Source organism: Fredinandcohnia quinoae (genome assembly GCF_022427965.1).
In the GTDB taxonomy this organism is placed as follows: Bacteria; Bacillota; Bacilli; order Bacillales; family Bacillaceae_L; genus Ferdinandcohnia; species Ferdinandcohnia quinoae.
Window position 1 is genome coordinate 309354 of sequence record NZ_JAKTTI010000001.1, and the last position, 17085, is coordinate 326438.

At 35.8% G+C, this 17085-nt stretch carries 19 protein-coding genes and 1 riboswitch; of the genes, 4 read left to right on the top strand and 15 right to left on the bottom strand.

Annotated elements, in window-relative coordinates; translation table 11 throughout:
* Window positions 1–165: 165 nt before the first annotated feature.
* Both MJG50_RS01585 and guaC read left to right on the top strand, forming a co-directional pair.
* On the top strand, window positions 166–1248 hold the full coding sequence (locus MJG50_RS01585) for an AI-2E family transporter (protein WP_240252252.1): 1083 nt from the start codon (window positions 166–168) through the stop codon (window positions 1246–1248).
* A gap of 155 nt (window positions 1249–1403) precedes the next feature.
* A complete protein-coding gene (guaC, locus tag MJG50_RS01590) occupies window positions 1404–2387 on the top strand; it encodes a GMP reductase (RefSeq protein ID WP_240252253.1) in 984 nt (327 codons plus the stop codon).
* 43 nt (window positions 2388–2430) lie between these two features.
* Here guaC and MJG50_RS01595 read toward each other — a convergent pair whose 3' ends face one another.
* The gene (locus MJG50_RS01595; RefSeq protein WP_240252254.1) at window positions 2431–3159 is read right to left on the bottom strand and encodes a GGDEF domain-containing protein; all 729 of its coding nucleotides are present in this window, start codon (window positions 3157–3159) and stop codon (window positions 2431–2433) included.
* 357 nt (window positions 3160–3516) lie between these two features.
* A riboswitch (cyclic di-GMP riboswitch) is annotated at window positions 3517–3604 on the bottom strand.
* Window positions 3605–3740: 136 nt separating this feature from the next.
* A complete protein-coding gene (locus tag MJG50_RS01600; RefSeq protein ID WP_240252255.1) occupies window positions 3741–4748 on the bottom strand; it encodes a hypothetical protein in 1008 nt (335 codons plus the stop codon).
* A gap of 366 nt (window positions 4749–5114) precedes the next feature.
* Between MJG50_RS01600 and MJG50_RS01605 the strand changes: the two genes are divergently transcribed.
* Both MJG50_RS01605 and MJG50_RS01610 read left to right on the top strand, forming a co-directional pair.
* Window positions 5115–5621: a DoxX family membrane protein gene (locus MJG50_RS01605; RefSeq protein WP_240252256.1), complete on the top strand. Its 507-nt coding sequence runs from the start codon at window positions 5115–5117 to the stop codon at window positions 5619–5621.
* 132 nt (window positions 5622–5753) lie between these two features.
* Window positions 5754–6374, top strand: coding sequence for a DUF3298 and DUF4163 domain-containing protein (locus tag MJG50_RS01610; RefSeq protein WP_240252257.1), 621 nt, complete (start codon window positions 5754–5756; stop codon window positions 6372–6374).
* Window positions 6375–6421: 47 nt separating this feature from the next.
* On the opposite strand, the gene MJG50_RS01615 is transcribed toward MJG50_RS01610, so the two are convergent.
* From MJG50_RS01615 to MJG50_RS01675, 13 genes are all read right to left on the bottom strand, one after another.
* Window positions 6422–7933, bottom strand: a complete 1512-nt coding sequence (locus MJG50_RS01615; protein ID WP_240252321.1) for an amino acid permease — start codon at window positions 7931–7933, stop codon at window positions 6422–6424.
* A 36-nt stretch (window positions 7934–7969) separates the two neighbouring features.
* Complete coding sequence (locus MJG50_RS01620) at window positions 7970–8113, bottom strand: hypothetical protein (protein WP_240252258.1); 144 nt, start codon at window positions 8111–8113, stop codon at window positions 7970–7972.
* Window positions 8114–8147: 34 nt separating this feature from the next.
* A complete protein-coding gene (eutC, locus tag MJG50_RS01625; RefSeq protein ID WP_240252259.1) occupies window positions 8148–9026 on the bottom strand; it encodes an ethanolamine ammonia-lyase subunit EutC in 879 nt (292 codons plus the stop codon).
* A gap of 13 nt (window positions 9027–9039) precedes the next feature.
* Window positions 9040–10386: an ethanolamine ammonia-lyase subunit EutB gene (locus MJG50_RS01630; RefSeq protein WP_240252260.1), complete on the bottom strand. Its 1347-nt coding sequence runs from the start codon at window positions 10384–10386 to the stop codon at window positions 9040–9042.
* Window positions 10387–10434: 48 nt separating this feature from the next.
* A complete protein-coding gene (locus MJG50_RS01635; RefSeq protein ID WP_240252261.1) occupies window positions 10435–11865 on the bottom strand; it encodes an ethanolamine ammonia-lyase reactivating factor EutA in 1431 nt (476 codons plus the stop codon).
* A gap of 97 nt (window positions 11866–11962) precedes the next feature.
* Complete coding sequence (locus tag MJG50_RS01640) at window positions 11963–12550, bottom strand: ANTAR domain-containing response regulator (RefSeq protein WP_240252262.1); 588 nt, start codon at window positions 12548–12550, stop codon at window positions 11963–11965.
* Entirely contained in the window at window positions 12540–13976 is a 1437-nt protein-coding gene (locus MJG50_RS01645) for a sensor histidine kinase (RefSeq protein WP_240252263.1), read from the bottom strand. Before MJG50_RS01645 ends, MJG50_RS01640 begins: the two co-directional genes overlap by 11 nt.
* A 96-nt stretch (window positions 13977–14072) precedes the next feature.
* Window positions 14073–14525 (bottom strand): EutP/PduV family microcompartment system protein, encoded by a 453-nt coding sequence (locus MJG50_RS01650; protein WP_275695450.1) that lies wholly within the window; start codon window positions 14523–14525, stop codon window positions 14073–14075.
* A complete protein-coding gene (gene eutS, locus MJG50_RS01655) occupies window positions 14522–14863 on the bottom strand; it encodes an ethanolamine utilization microcompartment protein EutS (protein WP_240252264.1) in 342 nt (113 codons plus the stop codon). The genes MJG50_RS01650 and eutS overlap by 4 nt, the downstream gene beginning before the upstream one ends.
* A gap of 34 nt (window positions 14864–14897) precedes the next feature.
* Window positions 14898–15176 (bottom strand): EutN/CcmL family microcompartment protein, encoded by a 279-nt coding sequence (locus tag MJG50_RS01660; protein ID WP_240252265.1) that lies wholly within the window; start codon window positions 15174–15176, stop codon window positions 14898–14900.
* Entirely contained in the window at window positions 15173–16009 is an 837-nt protein-coding gene (locus tag MJG50_RS01665; protein ID WP_240252266.1) for a hypothetical protein, read from the bottom strand. The genes MJG50_RS01660 and MJG50_RS01665 overlap by 4 nt, the downstream gene beginning before the upstream one ends.
* On the bottom strand, window positions 16002–16790 hold the full coding sequence (gene pduL, locus MJG50_RS01670; protein WP_240252267.1) for a phosphate propanoyltransferase: 789 nt from the start codon (window positions 16788–16790) through the stop codon (window positions 16002–16004). The genes MJG50_RS01665 and pduL overlap by 8 nt, the downstream gene beginning before the upstream one ends.
* A gap of 6 nt (window positions 16791–16796) precedes the next feature.
* Entirely contained in the window at window positions 16797–17084 is a 288-nt protein-coding gene (locus tag MJG50_RS01675; protein WP_240252268.1) for a BMC domain-containing protein, read from the bottom strand.
* Window position 17085 lies beyond the last annotated feature (1 nt).

A 17085-nucleotide genomic window follows, 5' to 3' on the forward strand; every position in this document is an offset into this window, starting at 1 on the left:
CTGCTTTTTTGAAAAATGTCAAGCAAACTGTAAAAAAAAGGATATAAAAAATACCAGTTTGGATTAATCAAAGTAATTTTTTTAGTACTTATTGGATTTTAGGCAATTAAGTTGTATATTCAAAGGAGATTAAAAATCGTTATTATTGGGATGTGAGCGAGGTATATGTCATTGTTTGAAAAAAAATGGTTTAAAATCATGTTCGGGATTATTTTATTTTTGTTAATTGTGATGTTATTAAAAGTAAACCAATTCATTTTAACTCCTATTGTAGTTTTGTTGAAAACAATCTTTTTACCATTCGTCATAGCAGGCATTTTATTTTATCTATGTCGTCCACTAGTGAAATTATTGGTTAAAAAGAAAGTACCTAGGTGGATTGCAATAATATCTGCATACTTAGCAATGATTTTGATAATATATGGCATCGTAAAATTAGTTGGTCCAGTCATCAATGATCAATTAGAAACATTTGTGGCAAATTTACCTGAAATGGTTTCAACGGTTACAAATTGGATTAAGTACTTACAAGAAAATCAAAATACATTTCCTAGTTTTATTCAGGATGCATTGTTGAATGCAAGTGACAATATCCAGTCAAAAATTGAAGCAAATGTAGGAAATATCGCGAATGGTATTCTTGGTGTTTTTAGCTTTATTGGCGGATTTATTAATACAATATTTTATTTAGTACTTGTACCATTTATTCTATTTTATATGTTGAAAGATGGTGATCAATTTGCACCAAGTGTAGCTGTCTTATTCCCAAAATCCAAGAAGAAACATGTATTAAATATTTTATCAGAAATGGACAAGACGATTTCCACTTATATACAAGGACAAATGCTTGTAAGCATAATTGTAGGAATTCTTTTATTTATCGGCTATTTGATTATTGGACTAAAATACTCACTTGTATTAGCAATGTTCGGAATGTTTACTAATGTTATCCCGTTCTTGGGTCCTTATATTGCGGTTATTCCAGCTGTACTGGTTGCACTATTTCAAGAACCTAAGATGGTACTTTATGTCGCAATTATAATGCTGATTGCCCAGCAAATTGAAGGAAATGTTGTATCACCAAATGTAATGGGGAAATCTCTCAATATCCATCCTTTAACAATTATTGTCTTAATCTTAACAGCTGGTAACTTAATGGGGATAATCGGAATCATTTTTGTCATCCCTGCCTATTCCATTGGAAAAGTTCTTGTTGTTAACATAATCAAGATTTTTAAGGAATCATAAGCTATGGACACCATGTCAAAACATGGTGTCCTTTTTAGTTTATAGGAAATACTACCAGAAGGACTTTGACATCCTATTAAAAATGGTGTAAAGTACCTAATATACGAACGTTTAATTTTATTCGTATTTTAATATTCGTATTTAGGGGTGTAATTATGGAAAATGTATTTGATTATGAGGATATTCAATTAATTCCAGCAAAGTGTATTGTTAACAGTCGTTCTGAATGTGATACAACGGTTTCATTAGGTGGACGTTCTTTTAAGCTACCTGTCGTGCCTGCAAATATGCAAACTATTATCGATGAAAAGCTTGCATTATACTTAGCTGAAAATGGATATTTCTATATCATGCATCGTTTCGAACCAGAAAAAAGAATTGCTTTTATTAAGGATATGAATTCCCGCGGATTATTTTCTTCTATTAGTGTTGGTGTCAAGGAAGAAGAATACCACTTTGTTCAGAAGCTAGCTGAGGAACAGCTTTCACCAGAATATATTACGATTGATATTGCACATGGTCACTCCAATGCTGTAATCGAAATGATACAACATATTAAAAAGCATCTTCCGCAAAGCTTTGTTATAGCTGGAAATGTCGGAACACCTGAAGCTGTTAGAGAGTTAGAACATGCTGGAGCTGATGCAACAAAGGTTGGGATTGGACCAGGTAAGGTTTGTATTACTAAGATTAAAACTGGATTTGGAACAGGGGGCTGGCAATTAGCTGCTCTTAGGTGGTGTGCTAAAGCTGCAAGTAAGCCTGTAATTGCAGACGGTGGTATTCGCACCCATGGTGATATAGCAAAATCGGTCCGATTCGGAGCAACAATGGTTATGATTGGTTCTTTATTTGCTGGACATGAAGAATCACCAGGAGAAACAATCGAAAGAGATGGAAACGTCTTTAAAGAATACTTTGGTTCTGCTTCAGAATTTCAAAAGGGTGAAAAGAAAAATGTTGAAGGCAAAAAAATGTTTGTCGAGTACAAAGGACATTTACAAGATACATTGAATGAAATGGAACAGGACCTTCAATCATCCATCTCATACGCTGGAGGAACAAAACTAGACGCCATTCGTAATGTAGATTATGTAGTTGTAAAAAACTCAATCTTTAATGGTGACAAGGTATATTAATATGTTTTTAAAAATGGGAAAAGGGCTGGTGCCCCTTTCCCATTTATTTAATCGTTGATAAGATGCGATTACGGCCTAAGTCCTTTGCTTGATAAAGTAGCTTGTCTGCCTCAATAAGAGTTTTCTGTATATCGTGTTCATAGTCAGATGCATCAACTATTCCACCACTCATCGTGATATGGATACTTTCATTATGATAGATAAAATGATCGGATTCAATTTGCTTACGAACATTCTCCAAAGCATCAAATGCATTTTTTATAGCCATACCTTTAAAAATAAGTAAGAACTCCTCTCCACCCCATCTAACAATTTGCGTGCCTTGAGGAGAGTGTTCCTTTAATAATAATGCCGTTTCCTTAATAACCATGTCACCACAAAGATGGCCATATGTATCATTTACCTTCTTAAATTTATCAATATCACAAAAAGCAATACTAATTGGGAACCCTTTCTTTTTGGCTAGTGTTACTTCTTTAACAAGAGTAATTTCCCCGGTGTGCTTATTTAATGCTTTTGTAAGATGATCGGTCCGCGAATAAATGATGCTTTCTTTCAATCTTAATTGATACATCATGATACCATAACCAAGTCCAAAATAACTTAGTAAGAAAACGCAACCTTTTATGAAATCAATATAAGAAAAGCTAGGTTTGAATGCTAGGTTTATAAATGTCAAAACAGATGCAATTAAAGAGATTAATAGAACGATATTATTTTTAATAGAAACATGTTTTTTAGCTAAAAACGAAATCACAGGAAAATAGTACATTGGAAAAAAACGGACTTTCCGTATTTCCAGATAAAAATATAATAAAAAATGCAAGAAGAAGCTCTGTAATTGTGAATAGGATCAATAACCATTCGGACTCAACATTCAAAATCATAATATTTACTACACCGAATGCTATAAAGAGGAAAATCATCGAATATGCCCGATAACTTCCCCAATAATAAAAAACGACACAAAAATATAAAACACTTTGGGCAATTGATATAAATTTTAACATATTTCTCTCTTTATTAAGCATTTTTCCATCCATAGGTACACCTCTATAAGTCCTGAGACGATAACCACTACATAAAAAATAGACCTATTCATTCCGAATAAGCCTAGACCTAATTCCTATTCGGTAACCTAGCAATCTTAGTTCTAGTGAACCTTAGACCTATGGCTTTGCGACCTAGACTTTCGTACTAGTTTGCCTTTTTCTTATATAGGTATTTCGAATCATTAAGTAGTTATATTATACTATTTTTTTGATATAATTCAAATTAAATACTATTTTTATATAACAATAAAAATACCTTCATTTGATTTTAGATTAAATCAAATGAAGGCATAATAATTCGTTAATACTTCACATTAAGTATATATTCAACAGACTTTTCACCGTTATCTTCGTTTACAAGATTGCCTAATAATTTTTCACCATTTTCCCCATATGTTTTAGAAATATAGATAAAATTATTACCATCTGTCGGGGAAAAAGATAATTTCAAGTCATAACCTTTTAAATTCTTTATTTTTTTATTTGGGTTTGTAATGGTTAGATTGAATGTTCCATCTGGATTCACATTCTTGCTGTCCTGGAAACCAGAGGTAATATATCCTTCCATTTGGAGCCTACCACTAACAAATGCACCTTCAAGTAAATTACTTCTTCCCGTAACATACACAAATTCATCATCTTCTTCAATTTCAGCTTCAATCCAAACAGTTGTTGCACCGTAATCATCTGGTTTTTTCCAATTAGGTGGTTGTATCTTTGCTACTGTACCTTCTTTTATCTCAACATCAGTTATTACCACAATTTCTTTGCCAATATCATCATTCTCTTCATATAATCTTACAAATGGACCTTCAAGTGGGTCACCATCTTCCTTATAATGCTGGGTAATCTCCTCATTACTTGCAGCAGAATTAAAGACTATTTTCGTATAAATAATCGGATCATCATAACCATCAGGTAGTTTACTCTCTAATTGAAAAGATCCATCTTCTTTTACAAGTGTTGTATCAGTACCTCCAATAATTGTACCTGACATTGAATCAATATAGAAATACAGCTTTGAGCCTGGTAATAAATTCGTTGTACCAGTTACGTATAATGTATTTTCCTTAAAAGTGATATCACCCTCGATATCAACTGAGTAATCACCTTTATCTTCTCTTATAGTAATTGGTGTAGCATCAACCTTCTTCTTGTCATCTTTACCCTTCGGCTTATCTTCATGTTTTTCTACATCATCCACTTTAACTTCCTTTTTTGGTTCCACTTTTGCTTCTTTAGTTGTATCGTCTGAACAACCTGACAAAACCATAATAAAAACAATTATTAAAAATAAATACTTTTTCAAACCTTCTCCCCCCGTTAAACTCACTATTTATCAACCCTATTCTAAACAATCCTAAGATGTTCGAATAGTAAAAATGGTAAAGATAAGGAAAAAGTACTAAGAACTAAATAAAAGAAGCAACTCTAGACCCATGACTAACGATTAACGTTATTTCTTTTATATGTTTAGGGTGTTACAAACATACTTATCGTTAAAATTGTGACATATATGTGAAGCCTATTGTATTTTATGAATTAAAGTTGTATATTAAGAGTGTAGAAAGTTAGTGAAGAACTTCACAAACTTAACTACAAAAGCTGGCAGCTTAAACAAATATTTTTTTATCACTATTTGTGAAATACTTCACAAATTAAGGGGAGATTGAATATGAAAACATTTGTTAAAGGACCAATCATGGCGGTTATTTGGACTATTATACGAATTTGGTTAGGCATACAATGGATAGAGGCAGGATTTCATAAATTAACAGGTGGTTTTGATGCAAATGGATTCTTACAAGGAGCACTTGCAAAAGCAGGTGGAGAAAATCCTGCAGTACAAGGATGGTATGCAACATTTCTAGAAGGTTTTGCCGTACCAAATGTAGAATTATTTAACACTCTAATTCCTTGGGGCGAATTATTAGTAGGCTTAGGATTAATCCTTGGAGCAGCAACAATACCGGCACTAATAGCTGGAGCATTCATGAATCTTAACTTCCTAATGGCTGGTACAGTAAGCACAAACCCTATTCTATTAACAGCAGCAATTATCCTACTATTCGTTGGTACTGGAGCTTACCATTACGGAACAGATAGATTTACTATACCTTTCATCAAAAACTATATTAACAATAAAAAGAATACACCAAAAGTAATGAAACCAGCGGTCTAACTTACAATCGAGCAAGGCACTCAACCAATTGGGTTGTGTGCCTTTTTATTGTTGAGAAGGTAAACATTGGGTAGGTACCTATTCACTCCACTTACATATGATGGATTAAAAACAATTAAAGGATGAAGCTATATGCCTATTTCATTACCTGTTAGCATTAAAAGCTTTAAAATTAGTAGTGGTCCTAAAAAGTTTGTCTATTACCCACAAGTATTTGGGATGGAAAATCCAAAATTACAAAATGATATAAATCGTATTATTGTGAAGCAAACTCAAGATCTAATTAATTTACAGACTGGAGATACTCCAGAATCAGTAGTAGAAATGATTGGCTCGTTTGAAATAAAAAATAATCAGCGTCAAGTTCTAAGCCTCTCCCTCTCAAATTATACGTACCATTATCATGCTGCTCATGGCAACACCTTCATTAAATCAATAACATTCGATTTAATAAAAGGAAAGATTGATACACTTAAGGACTTATTTAAACCCGGGAGTGACTATATTCAAAGGCTCTCAACATTAATTCATGAACAAATAAAACATCGTAATATTGATCTTATCTCGGATTTTACTGTTATTTCGCCTGACCAAGACTTCTACATTGCCGACAAAACACTTGTCATCTATTTTCAACTTTATCAAATTACCCCATATGTTTTTGGATTCCCGATGTTTCCTATTTCCGTATATGATATACAAGATATTATCAATGAAGATGGTCCACTAGGAAGATTGGCTGAGAATAATTAATGAATAAAGAAAATGAGGATGGGATTCAAATCCCATCCTCATTTTCTTTATTTCTCTTTTTCAAACTCACTTTCAAGTTTTTGGATTTCTTCTATTGATTTACTCAGTGCTGCTTGAGGACCTTTAAAGTGCTTTTTATAGTATCCTAGATCCATAATGATTAAGATAATGAACATTCCTGCCAAGGCATAGGCAGCATTTTGGTTTGGTGGAATGATCATCAATATACTAATAAATAGAATCCAAATGAGACTTAATACATTAATTGGTTTACTCCATTTCCCAAGATTCCATGGTCCTAAGTGCTTTTTCTTGAATATACCTTTTGATTCAGCTTCGAGCTTCAAGTAAATGGGTATACCATATGCAATATATAAACCAACCACACTAATTGCTGTTAAGAAGGCTAGGGTTGAATATCCAGAATCCGGAAAAATGATTTTTGTAATGTAATCAATTAATGCTAAAATGAAAGATAAAATGACTGCTAACCATATCGCTTTTGCAGGTGTACGATATTTCCTGCTTATTTCTGCCCATTGTTTACTAAATGGCATTCCATTATCACGCGAAAACGCATACATCATCCGAGAGAATGAAGTAATTGATGAAAGCCCACAGAAGAACATTGCAAATGTAACTAACCACAAGACAATATTACCAAAGGTTCCACCAAGAGCAGAGCTAATTACATAGATGAATGCATTATCAGAAGCAACAGCACCATTAATATCATGAATTGATAATGTTACGAATGCGAGCATAATGAAGCCAAATACAAATGAAAATGCTACTGAGTTAAAAATACCCCATGCTGCACGAACCCTTGGATGTACAGTCTCTTCTATTGTATGTGCCGATGCATCATAGCCAGTAAATGTCCATTGCGCTTGGAGTAAACCGATTAAAAACGCTAAAGCATAAGGTTTCTCTGAAAACGTTTGACCGATTTGGAACATATAATCAAGCGGTTGTAGTCCACCATTTGTAAAAAAGGCTAAACTGACAACCAAAACTCCAACGACAATCATATGATACCATGCTGAAAAGTCATTTAATCTAGCGACAATTCGAATTCCGACATGATTAAAGATTCCATGTAAGAGTAGAATAATCGCAAAGACGATTAATGTTGTAGTATCTGTTGATTGATACCCAACAACACTAGCGAGTAACGGATCAGCAAACAATGCACAAGAATAATCAATCCCAGCAACAATACCAATTTGTCCAATCAAGTTAATCCATGCTGTATACCATCCAATACGGATACCTTTAAATGTAGACGCCCAATGATATAAGGCTCCAGCAGTAGGGATAGCAGAAGCGAGCTCTGCTAATGAGGCAGCGACCATTATGACAAATAATGCAACAAGTGTCCAACCGAATCCCATCATACCAGGTCCACCATAGGTTAGACCGTGGCCATACAAAGAAACAGCCCCAGTTAAAATCGAAATAATCGAAAATGAGATAGCAAAATTTGAAAAACCACCCATATCACGAAGTAATTCCTGTGCATAGCCATATCGATTAAGCTGTTTTCTATCTTCGCTCATTTGTTGCTCTTTGTTTTTCACATAACTCTCCCCTTTCTACAGATTATCTTTTTCATTACCTACAAAAATCTCATGTTCGTCATCTTTATAAGCTCTTACATTTTGATTCGCTTTCATACCAATGGATACTGCAACAACAATCGTCAAACAGAACAAAAGAATACCGATTAGTAATCCCATTCCTCTCCCCCCTCCTTTCATTTAGATATATTTTTTAAGCATGAGATAAATCAAGCTTGATCCCGCTAGCCTTTTGCTCAAGCATCTTTTTTAATACGCTACCTATGTGGGCACCTGCCTCAATCGGAGGAGTCCCATTCGGATGAATATTTGAAATAACGGTACGATTGGATTCGATAATTCCTTTTCGGGGTTGATAGCACATATAGGCACTCATTGAACTGGCTGAAACAAGACCTGGACGCTCTCCGATTAGCAACACTAGAACATCTGGCTTCAAGATTTCACCAATATGATCCATGCAAGCGACTCTACCACCCTTTACGAAAAAAGGTGTACCATAAGTTAGGTTATGAATTTCAAGAGAATCTAGTAATGCTGGATACACATCCTTTAAGTTCGTCTCCACTGCACTTGCACTTAAACCATCTGAAACTACGATTTGAACTTGAGGTTGCAATGTGCATCGATCTTTAATCGTCTGAACTGCATTATCTGTTAGTATTCGGCCCTTGTCAGGTCTCTTCAAATACTCATCTTTATTCTCATAACATGTCTCTACTGTAAACAATTTAAATTCATCAAGAAATCGTTCTAACACCTCACCACTGACAGCATCAATGGCAGCAGCGTGATCAAGCTGCAGTTTCAAAATTGTTTTTGTTAAAGGGCGTGTTCCACTTCTCCATACCCCAATTCTAGCTGGGGTTGAGTTAAGCAATCCTTGCAAGCCTATATCATCATTAGGATTAGGAATCTTTGTTTTCCAACCTCCCTCTTCGAATTGAATAACTTTCCCCACTACATCTTTATCATCATCAGGGTAAAACTCCTTTTTTTCATCCATTCGGAAGCCTGCATGCAATTGTTCAAGCACCTTAGATACAATCTCATCGATATGATAACCTTTCATCCTCCTTCACCTCCTACGTTAAAAATATCGTCGGGTCTCCTGCCAAATCCGTCAATCTACCATGGTTCATAAGTCCAATTTTCTCCAACCATTTTTCAAAATCGGGAGAAGGTTTGTAGCCTAGTACCTCTCTTACTGTTGCAATATCATGGAAACTTGTCGATTGATAATTAAGCATGCAATCATCTGCCATTGGTACCCCTATTAAGAAGTTCACCCCTGCTGAACCTAATAAAACCGCTAAATTCTCCATATCATTTTGGTCGGCCTTCATGTGGTTTGTATAACAAACATCAACACCCATTGGGATTCCTTGCAATTTACCCATAAAATGATCCTCAAGACCAGCTCGTATAACCTGCTTGCTATCGTATAAATACTCAGGACCAATAAAGCCTACAACTGTGTTAACAATAAATGGTTTGTATTTTTTAGCGAGTCCATAACACCTTGCTTCAAGTGTCAATTGGTCTACACCATGATGTGAATCAGAAGAAAGTTCTGAGCCTTGCCCTGTTTCAAAATACCAAAGATTTGGTCCTGGTGCCGTACCTTCCTTTTTAATCAGATCATCTGCCTCATCTAAGAGACTGACATTAATTCCAAAAGCCTCATTTCCAGCCTGTGTTCCTGCAAGACTTTGGAACAACATATCTGAAGGTGCTCCGTTAAGAATCGCTTTCATCTGTGTTGTTACATGGGCAAGCACACAATTTTGCGTTGGTATATTAAATCTATCAATTACTTCTCTCGTCATTTCTAAAATTCGTTTCACACTTTCAGCGCTGTCAATAACTGGGTTGATTCCAATAACTGCATCACCAACCCCAAAGCTAAGTGCTTCATATAACGAAGCTTGAATCCCTTTTATCGAATCAGTTGGATGATTTGGCTGTGCCCTACCGGCGAGAGTACCCTTCTGACCAACAGAATAATTGCATGTAGTGACTACTTCAATTTTTGAAGCTGCTTGAATAAGATCAAGATTCGTCATAATCTTTGTAACGGCCGCAACCATCTCACTCGTAAGCCCTCTTCTTATTCGTTCAATCTCATATCTTGACGTTTCATGAGACAATAAGTACTCACGCAGTTCAGCTACTGTCCAATTCGCAATAGATTGATAGATTTTTTCGTTTATCGATTCTTCAATGACCTTTGAAACTTCATCTTCTTCAGGTGGAATAATCGGATGATTACGAATATCAGCTAATGTTAATTCAGATAAAAGATGCTTGGCTGCCAATCGTTCCTGGGCATCAATTGCTGCAATACCTGCTAATTGATCACCTGATTTTACTTCATTTGCCTTCGCAAAAATTTCTTTTAAGCTTGTAAACTGATATGTTTTATTTAACATTGTTATTTGGGATCTCAATTTTCAATCACCTCCATTTGTAAAGTCCTTTTAAGAAAAAGCCAATGTCTTTACAACAACTGGAACCATCGTTTCATTTACAACCTGACCAATATCAATGTAATCCCCTTGCGTAATCGCGATCTGATCGATACAAATAATAGCAATAGTAGACTTTACGACTAGCTGTATCGATTGACCTAAAGCCTTTGCCATATCATTTTCACATATAATAACAAGTGATGTGGCTGTTGGGAAAATACTAATGTAAAGACTTGATAAAACTTGTGCTAGCTTTTTAATAAATGAATAAGAGTGATACTCTAGGCCAACTATATAGATCGCAAATGGCAAATCTTCTTGTTCCCCATATATTTCTTTGCCATTAAGGAATGAATTACTAATAATTTCTTCTATGTTATTTTCTTCTGTAAGATTAACTGTCATTACTGGAACATTACGAAGTGGCAATGCGTCTTTATTCAAGTAAATGGTCGATCCACTTATTTCAGTTGATTGCATCCCAGCACCTATAACAGTAGCTCTTGTAGTTTGTGTTGGAGCCTCCACTTCAAAAGGATAGTTCTTTAATTGTCCTAATAATTCGGTAGCTAATAATGGTCCGATATCGTTGTAGGTTGATAGTTCCTGAAATGTAGACGGTGGCTTTTCCTTCATTAAATAGCCAACACCTCCTGATATCATCACTTTGTCTATTTTGGGAAGTTTATCAAGAGATGTACTATGAACCAATGTTTGTAATTCAGTAATGGATAGTCTACCTGAAAGAACATCAAGCATTTCAGAGCAAAGCTCTTTAATAATTTTTTTAAGTGAAGGAAAAGAAATCTTCTGTCCCTCTTTTACATCATGTCCCCTCTCTTCTAACCAAGGGTTTAAGGCAGGAGACACACGTAAAATCTTGCCGTGATGATTTATTTCAATAAGCCGTCCACCAACATGAAATGTAATCATCCCAATAGCATCACCATTTTGAAAAAAAGCTACATTTGCTGTACCTCCACCAATATCGATATTAGCAATCGTGCCTTTATTATAATTTGAATGTTCACTAGCTCCAGACCCTTTCCCAGCAAGGATCGCTTCAAGACTTGCACCTGCAATGGCAACAACGAAATCTCCAGAGTGTCCTGCCAAATAATGGAGCAGTGCATCTGCATTTTTCTTAATTGCCGTCTCACCGGTAATTATTACTGCACCAGATTTTATCTCTTCCATCCTAATATTTGCTTTCTTATACTCTATTTCAATCCATTTCGATAAGCTTTCAGTGTCAATTTCATCGCTGGACTTTATCGGGGTTGAAATTATTTCGCTTTCATAAATAACATTACGGCTAATAATGTCATAATGCGGTAATGATGAGTGACTTGAAATCCTGCCAAGCTTTAAAAAACTAATGATAAATTTTGATGTACTCGTGCCAATGTCTATTCCTACACTTAAAATTCCTTTTTCCACCAATACTTGTCACTCCTGTACAAAAAAGCACTCCACTACAAAAGACATCACCTGTCTATTGTGTGAAAGCGCCATTGCTTTTCATTATGATTCACTTTTACTGAATTACCATATCCTCGGTTAATTCCTTTAAAATAAAAGTAGATACATTAAACATTGACATTCTATTTTTCATACAATAATTTCTCATCCATTGATATGCTTCTTCCTCGGTCATTGATGTATATTCCATTACTTTCCCTTTTGCTTTTTCAATGATCCGACGCTCTTCCATCTTTTGCTTGAGAGATTTTAGATCCCTTGTGATCCATTCAATTTGATCTCTTTGGCTTAATGCAATTTCAATTGCAGGAATTAAATCTTCTTCCGTTACTGGTTTCACTAAGTATGCCGTCACCCCAGATTTTTTTGCATCTTCAATTAATTCTCGTTGACTATATGCTGTTAATAATAGAATTGCGACATTAAGCTTACTGCGGATAATTTTTGAAGCTTTTATTCCATTTAGTTTAGGCATTTTTACATCCATGATAATTAGATCTGGTATATGCTTCATACTTTGTTCAATTGCCTCTTCACCATTCTTGCATTCCGCTACAACCAAATACCCCTCAGCTAGAAGCATCTCTCGTAGGTCCATTCTCGTAATTGGATCATCATCAACAATCATTAGTTTATGCTTCATTTTCCATTCCCTCCTTTGGAATAGGAAATGTGATTGAGACTTTGGTCCCCGTACCCGTATTCGTGAAATCGATATAACCACTTAAATCTTCATTAACAAGTGTCTGACAGATTTCAAGACCTAAATTTCCACCACGACGATCATCAAACGTAAATCCAACGCCATTATCAATTACTGCAATTGTAACAAACTCATTCATCTGCTTAACTTGTATTTGAATCACGCCTTCTTTTCGGTATTTAAAAGCATGATTCATTGAATTTTGGACCAGTTCATTCATGATTAAAGCAAGCGAGCTTGCCTTCTTAGAGCTCAAGTAGACTGGATCACCTTTTATTTCAACTTGAATGGATTGATCTTTTCGCTTCATCGATGAAACAATCCCTCTTGATACATAATCGAAAATCTCTGTACAATCAATCGCATCCAAGCCATCCTGTGATAAAACCTCATGAATCATCGCGATACTCATGATTCGATTGATGCTTTCACGGAACACCTTTTCTACCTCTGAAGAATTTGATCTCCTCATTTGTAGTCGTAATAAGCTTGCGATCGTTTGCAGATTATTTTTAACACGATGATGAATCTCTTTAATTACAGCGGATTTTATCATTAATTGCTTTTCTTTTTCCTTAATTTCCGATAAGTCCCTCAAGAGAAGAATGCCTCCTACTGTTTGGCTATCACGATGTATACAAACTGCCTTTAATTGGATGACAAATTTTCCTTTTTGAAACTCCTCTTGAACAAGTCCACCATTTTCATTCATTTTTATCATCGAAAACTTTCCAAAGCAGAGATGTTCAATATTTGTCCCTACTAAATTCTCTGGTGTATTAAAGTCCCTTAAAATATGATGGGCTCTTTCATTTGCAAAAGTAATCATCCCATCATGATTGAAAAGCAATAATCCCTCGTGAATGAGGGCAGGAATGTTATTCTCAGACATCGCCCCTCGAAAAATTGTTTCACTTAACTGTTCAGTCGTTTCAAGTAACACCTCTACATGCTTTTCTTGTTTGATCCGTTCGGTAATATCCTGTTCCATGATTAACGCACCAATTGTTTGATGCTCTCGATTTTTAATGGGTATTACATTTTGTTGAATACTTACCTTTTCCTGCGAAATTCCTCTAGAACCCATAACTGGCCTTCCTGACTCAATACTAAAAAAAACACCAGGTTCATTTTCTTTTAATGCAAGCTGTCCAATGACAGGCCGTTTATACATTGATTTCGATGTAGTTGGATGAGCTTCTGCCACAACAATCGCAACTGTATCCTCCCCCGGAAGAAGACAATCAATAAAAACATCTGATTGTGTTAGGTCTGCAAATAATTGTAGATGGCTTGAAATTTCAAGAATCAAATCGATATCATGACTATTTGACAATGGTACATTCAAAACTATTTTCTCGCTCATTCTATTTGTCCAACCCCCCATAGACAACTTTATTACCAATAGTATTCTAGACATTGGGTCATTATTCTTATGGGTGACTTAAACAAATTCAGTGCTTTAAAAGTGTAATGATAGTAAATTTATTATCTTATTTCTTAGTTCTTCAATCCCCTCATTTGTGACAGCTGAAGTTTTGAAAAAAACACCGTTCGGGATAACCTGTTGGAGAATTTGTTCTGCTCTTATTATATTTGTGTCCTCATGGTCGATTTTTGTAATTACCCCAATTGGGATTAATGGAAATCCTCCTGCAAAATTAGGAGGAAAAATCGAGTTGGTTTTCGTGCCATCCTGAACGACTAGCAGCACCTTTGCCTCAAAAGCAGTTGCCATTAAGGATCGATAAAACATTGGATTCTCAACATATTCACCTGGAGTATCAATTACCCAATCTACATAATTTAGTGCCTGTGTCTTCGTTGGCAAGGTAGCATCATTAAGCAATCGCTTTGTTAAAGTTGACTTACCCGAACCTATTGGGCCAATAATCAGTACTTTTCCTTTTATCATGATCTGGTTAACTCCGCTGGTTCAAATCGCAGATTCCTTGTTAAAAATGTATCGATTGCTCTTACCGCCATTTCAACACTTGAAACAGACCCGACAATAACGAGCGAACCAGTAAATCGATCTAAGTATCCAATTTCAATGTCAGCTGCCTTAATTGCCAAATCGGCTGCAATAATCGCTGTTTCTGTTGGTGTTAACGTCAGAATGCCAATAGCACCACTTCGATTTATGCCTAGTTTTGAAGATAGTGATTCATCCGGATTGGCAATTATATGAGCAAGTGTTAGTTGTTTTCCAGGAACATACTCTTGAATGACCCGTTGCTTTTGATTACTCATCTTCCTCATATCACCCGCTTATCTATTTGATCAATCATTCGTCCTCATCCTTTATTACTTCCATTGAATCAACAATCCCAATAACAACTGCATCAATTGGTGTGTTTTTTTGAAAAATCATCCTCGCCGGACTACCTCTTGAAATAATAACTCTCTCGCCCTTACCAGCTCCAATCCTATCCGCTGCTATCATCAATTGTCCTAATGGCTCATCTTCCACTGAAATTGGCTGAACGAGAAGGAGCTTAATATTCTTCATTCCTTCTTCTTTTTGCGTCGCCCAAATACTTCCAATTACCTTTCCAAGCATCATTTATTTTCCTCCCCTTTGCTTTCGAAGGAACCATTATTATAAACAATTAGATTTATATTCTTCTCCTTCATATAATCACGAGCGGAAGGCGTAATAATAGTCGTCTTTTTCACAAAAAGGGCTTGATTAGTAAGTCTATTTGAGCTTAACCATTTCAACGTAAGCAATCGCCCTTCATAAAAATGTTCTTTCATTTGTTCTTCTGTTTGATTTTCTGGAGATGCTGCAATCTCACGGAAGGTTGAAAATAAGCTAGATTGCTTTGCAAAATATACTCCCATCTCCTTCAATTCGATTATTCGTTTTTTTAGAAGTTGGCGATACGGCTGTGGAAGTTCAATCGTTTGTAGAGTTCTACGATCAGGTCGTTTGATACCAGAAAAATCCACACAGGAGATTACTGGTTTTCCTAGAAGTAATGATGAAAATACAAGCTCAGATTGCACCGTTCCTTTTAATCCCATTGTAATTCTAGTTGCTTCATCCAGGTCAATCTCCGGTACGATAATTGCTTCATAGGCTATAGGGAGTTCAATTGGTGCAGGTGCCAAAGAATCAAAAGCAATGACCTGGCATGCACCAGTTGATTGAATGTACGCATTACCAAGCCAACCTGATGTCTCACTATCCAACGTTATCACATCATATTGAAATGAATGTTTTTTAAATAGAATCATTTGATCCAGATAACTTTCATGAGTTGAACTATCACAAAATACAAATAAGATCTTTTTTTGGGGATAGGATGGTTTCATATCTTGAATAACTTCCAACGTTATTCGCTCGACAAGATTTTGCAGTTCATCTTTCCTTAGTCGTTTATTATTAATCATCGGCCACATCTCCTATACAGTCAGAAAATAATTGTCCGTTTTTTCCGATCATAACGACATGGTCATTTGTTGATAACCCAGAGGCATTGGCTTCATCAAGATCAATGTGAAAGTCCAACTGATAAGAGTCTTTTACCCTGACAATAACATCCGAAAAAATAATATTTCTCATTTTAGATAATAGAACGATGGAATCTCCGTGTTTGATATTAAGATTCTTCGAGTTTTTCGAAGACATATGAACATGATTTTTTGCAATGATAAGACCTTCCTTAACTGTTACACTTCCAGCTGTTCCAACAAGTGTTATCCCTGGAGTACCTTCTATTGAACCCGATAATCGAACTGGGGGATGAATTCCTAATGAGAATCCGTCAGTACGTGATATTTCAATCTGGGTTCTTTCTCGCTCTGGCCCAAGTACTCGGACATTTTCAATCACGCCATTTGGTCCAACTAATGTAACTCTTTGTTTTGATGCAAATTGTCCTGGCTGTGATAATGGTCTTTCTTCTACTAATCTTTCATTCGCACCAAATAGGATTGCAGCATGCTCATTTGATAGGTGAACATGTCGGTTAGAAACGCCTACAGGAATTTGAATGTGTGAATGAGTTAGCGGATTCTTCTGTTTCTCTGCAAAGATGATTGCAATTTTTCGCTCATTCAAAAAATCCCGCGCTGCTGGTGTCATCTTCTCATTCGAGTTAAGAATAAAAGGATTTGGCAGCTTTCTTTGTACGAATAATTGACGTAGATTTTTCTCTGTAATCAGTGCCATCCCCTCTTACCCTTCTAATTTTGGTAAGATGAGCTCAATATCAGAATGTGGCCTTGGAATGACATGAACTGACACTAATTCACCAACATTCTCAGCAGCAGCTGCCCCGGCATCTGTTGCTGCCTTTACTGCTCCGACATCACCACGAACCATAACAGTAACTAAGCCACCCCCTACCTGTACCTTACCTACTAAGCGAACATCTGCCGCTTTAACCATTGCATCCGCTGCCTCAACAGATCCTATTAATCCCTTTGTCTCAATCATACCTAATGCCGATGTTTCTCTTCCCATC

Bases quoted from the DNA above. Each gene is read 5' to 3' on its own strand.
- MJG50_RS01585 (WP_240252252.1), top strand. From the start codon at position 166: ATGTCATTGTTTGAAAAAAAATGGTTTAAAATCATGTTCGGGATTATT.
- pduL (WP_240252267.1), bottom strand. From the start codon at position 16,790: ATGGCACTGATTACAGAGAAAAATCTACGTCAATTATTCGTACAAAGA.
- MJG50_RS01660 (WP_240252265.1), bottom strand. From the start codon at position 15,176: ATGATGCTTGGAAAGGTAATTGGAAGTATTTGGGCGACGCAAAAAGAA.
- MJG50_RS01620 (WP_240252258.1), bottom strand. From the start codon at position 8,113: ATGGGATTACTAATCGGTATTCTTTTGTTCTGTTTGACGATTGTTGTT.
- guaC (WP_240252253.1), top strand. From the start codon at position 1,404: ATGGAAAATGTATTTGATTATGAGGATATTCAATTAATTCCAGCAAAG.
- MJG50_RS01605 (WP_240252256.1), top strand. From the start codon at position 5,115: ATGAAAACATTTGTTAAAGGACCAATCATGGCGGTTATTTGGACTATT.
- eutC (WP_240252259.1), bottom strand. From the start codon at position 9,026: ATGAAAGGTTATCATATCGATGAGATTGTATCTAAGGTGCTTGAACAA.
- MJG50_RS01645 (WP_240252263.1), bottom strand. From the start codon at position 13,976: ATGAGCGAGAAAATAGTTTTGAATGTACCATTGTCAAATAGTCATGAT.
- MJG50_RS01665 (WP_240252266.1), bottom strand. From the start codon at position 16,009: ATGATTAATAATAAACGACTAAGGAAAGATGAACTGCAAAATCTTGTC.
- MJG50_RS01610 (WP_240252257.1), top strand. From the start codon at position 5,754: ATGCCTATTTCATTACCTGTTAGCATTAAAAGCTTTAAAATTAGTAGT.
- eutS (WP_240252264.1), bottom strand. From the start codon at position 14,863: ATGAGTAATCAAAAGCAACGGGTCATTCAAGAGTATGTTCCTGGAAAA.
- MJG50_RS01640 (WP_240252262.1), bottom strand. From the start codon at position 12,550: ATGAAGCATAAACTAATGATTGTTGATGATGATCCAATTACGAGAATG.
- MJG50_RS01630 (WP_240252260.1), bottom strand. From the start codon at position 10,386: ATGTTAAATAAAACATATCAGTTTACAAGCTTAAAAGAAATTTTTGCG.
- MJG50_RS01595 (WP_240252254.1), bottom strand. From the start codon at position 3,159: ATGTACTATTTTCCTGTGATTTCGTTTTTAGCTAAAAAACATGTTTCT.
- MJG50_RS01675 (WP_240252268.1), bottom strand. From the start codon at position 17,084: ATGGGAAGAGAAACATCGGCATTAGGTATGATTGAGACAAAGGGATTA.
- MJG50_RS01650 (WP_275695450.1), bottom strand. From the start codon at position 14,525: ATGATAAAAGGAAAAGTACTGATTATTGGCCCAATAGGTTCGGGTAAG.
- MJG50_RS01615 (WP_240252321.1), bottom strand. From the start codon at position 7,933: ATGAGCGAAGATAGAAAACAGCTTAATCGATATGGCTATGCACAGGAA.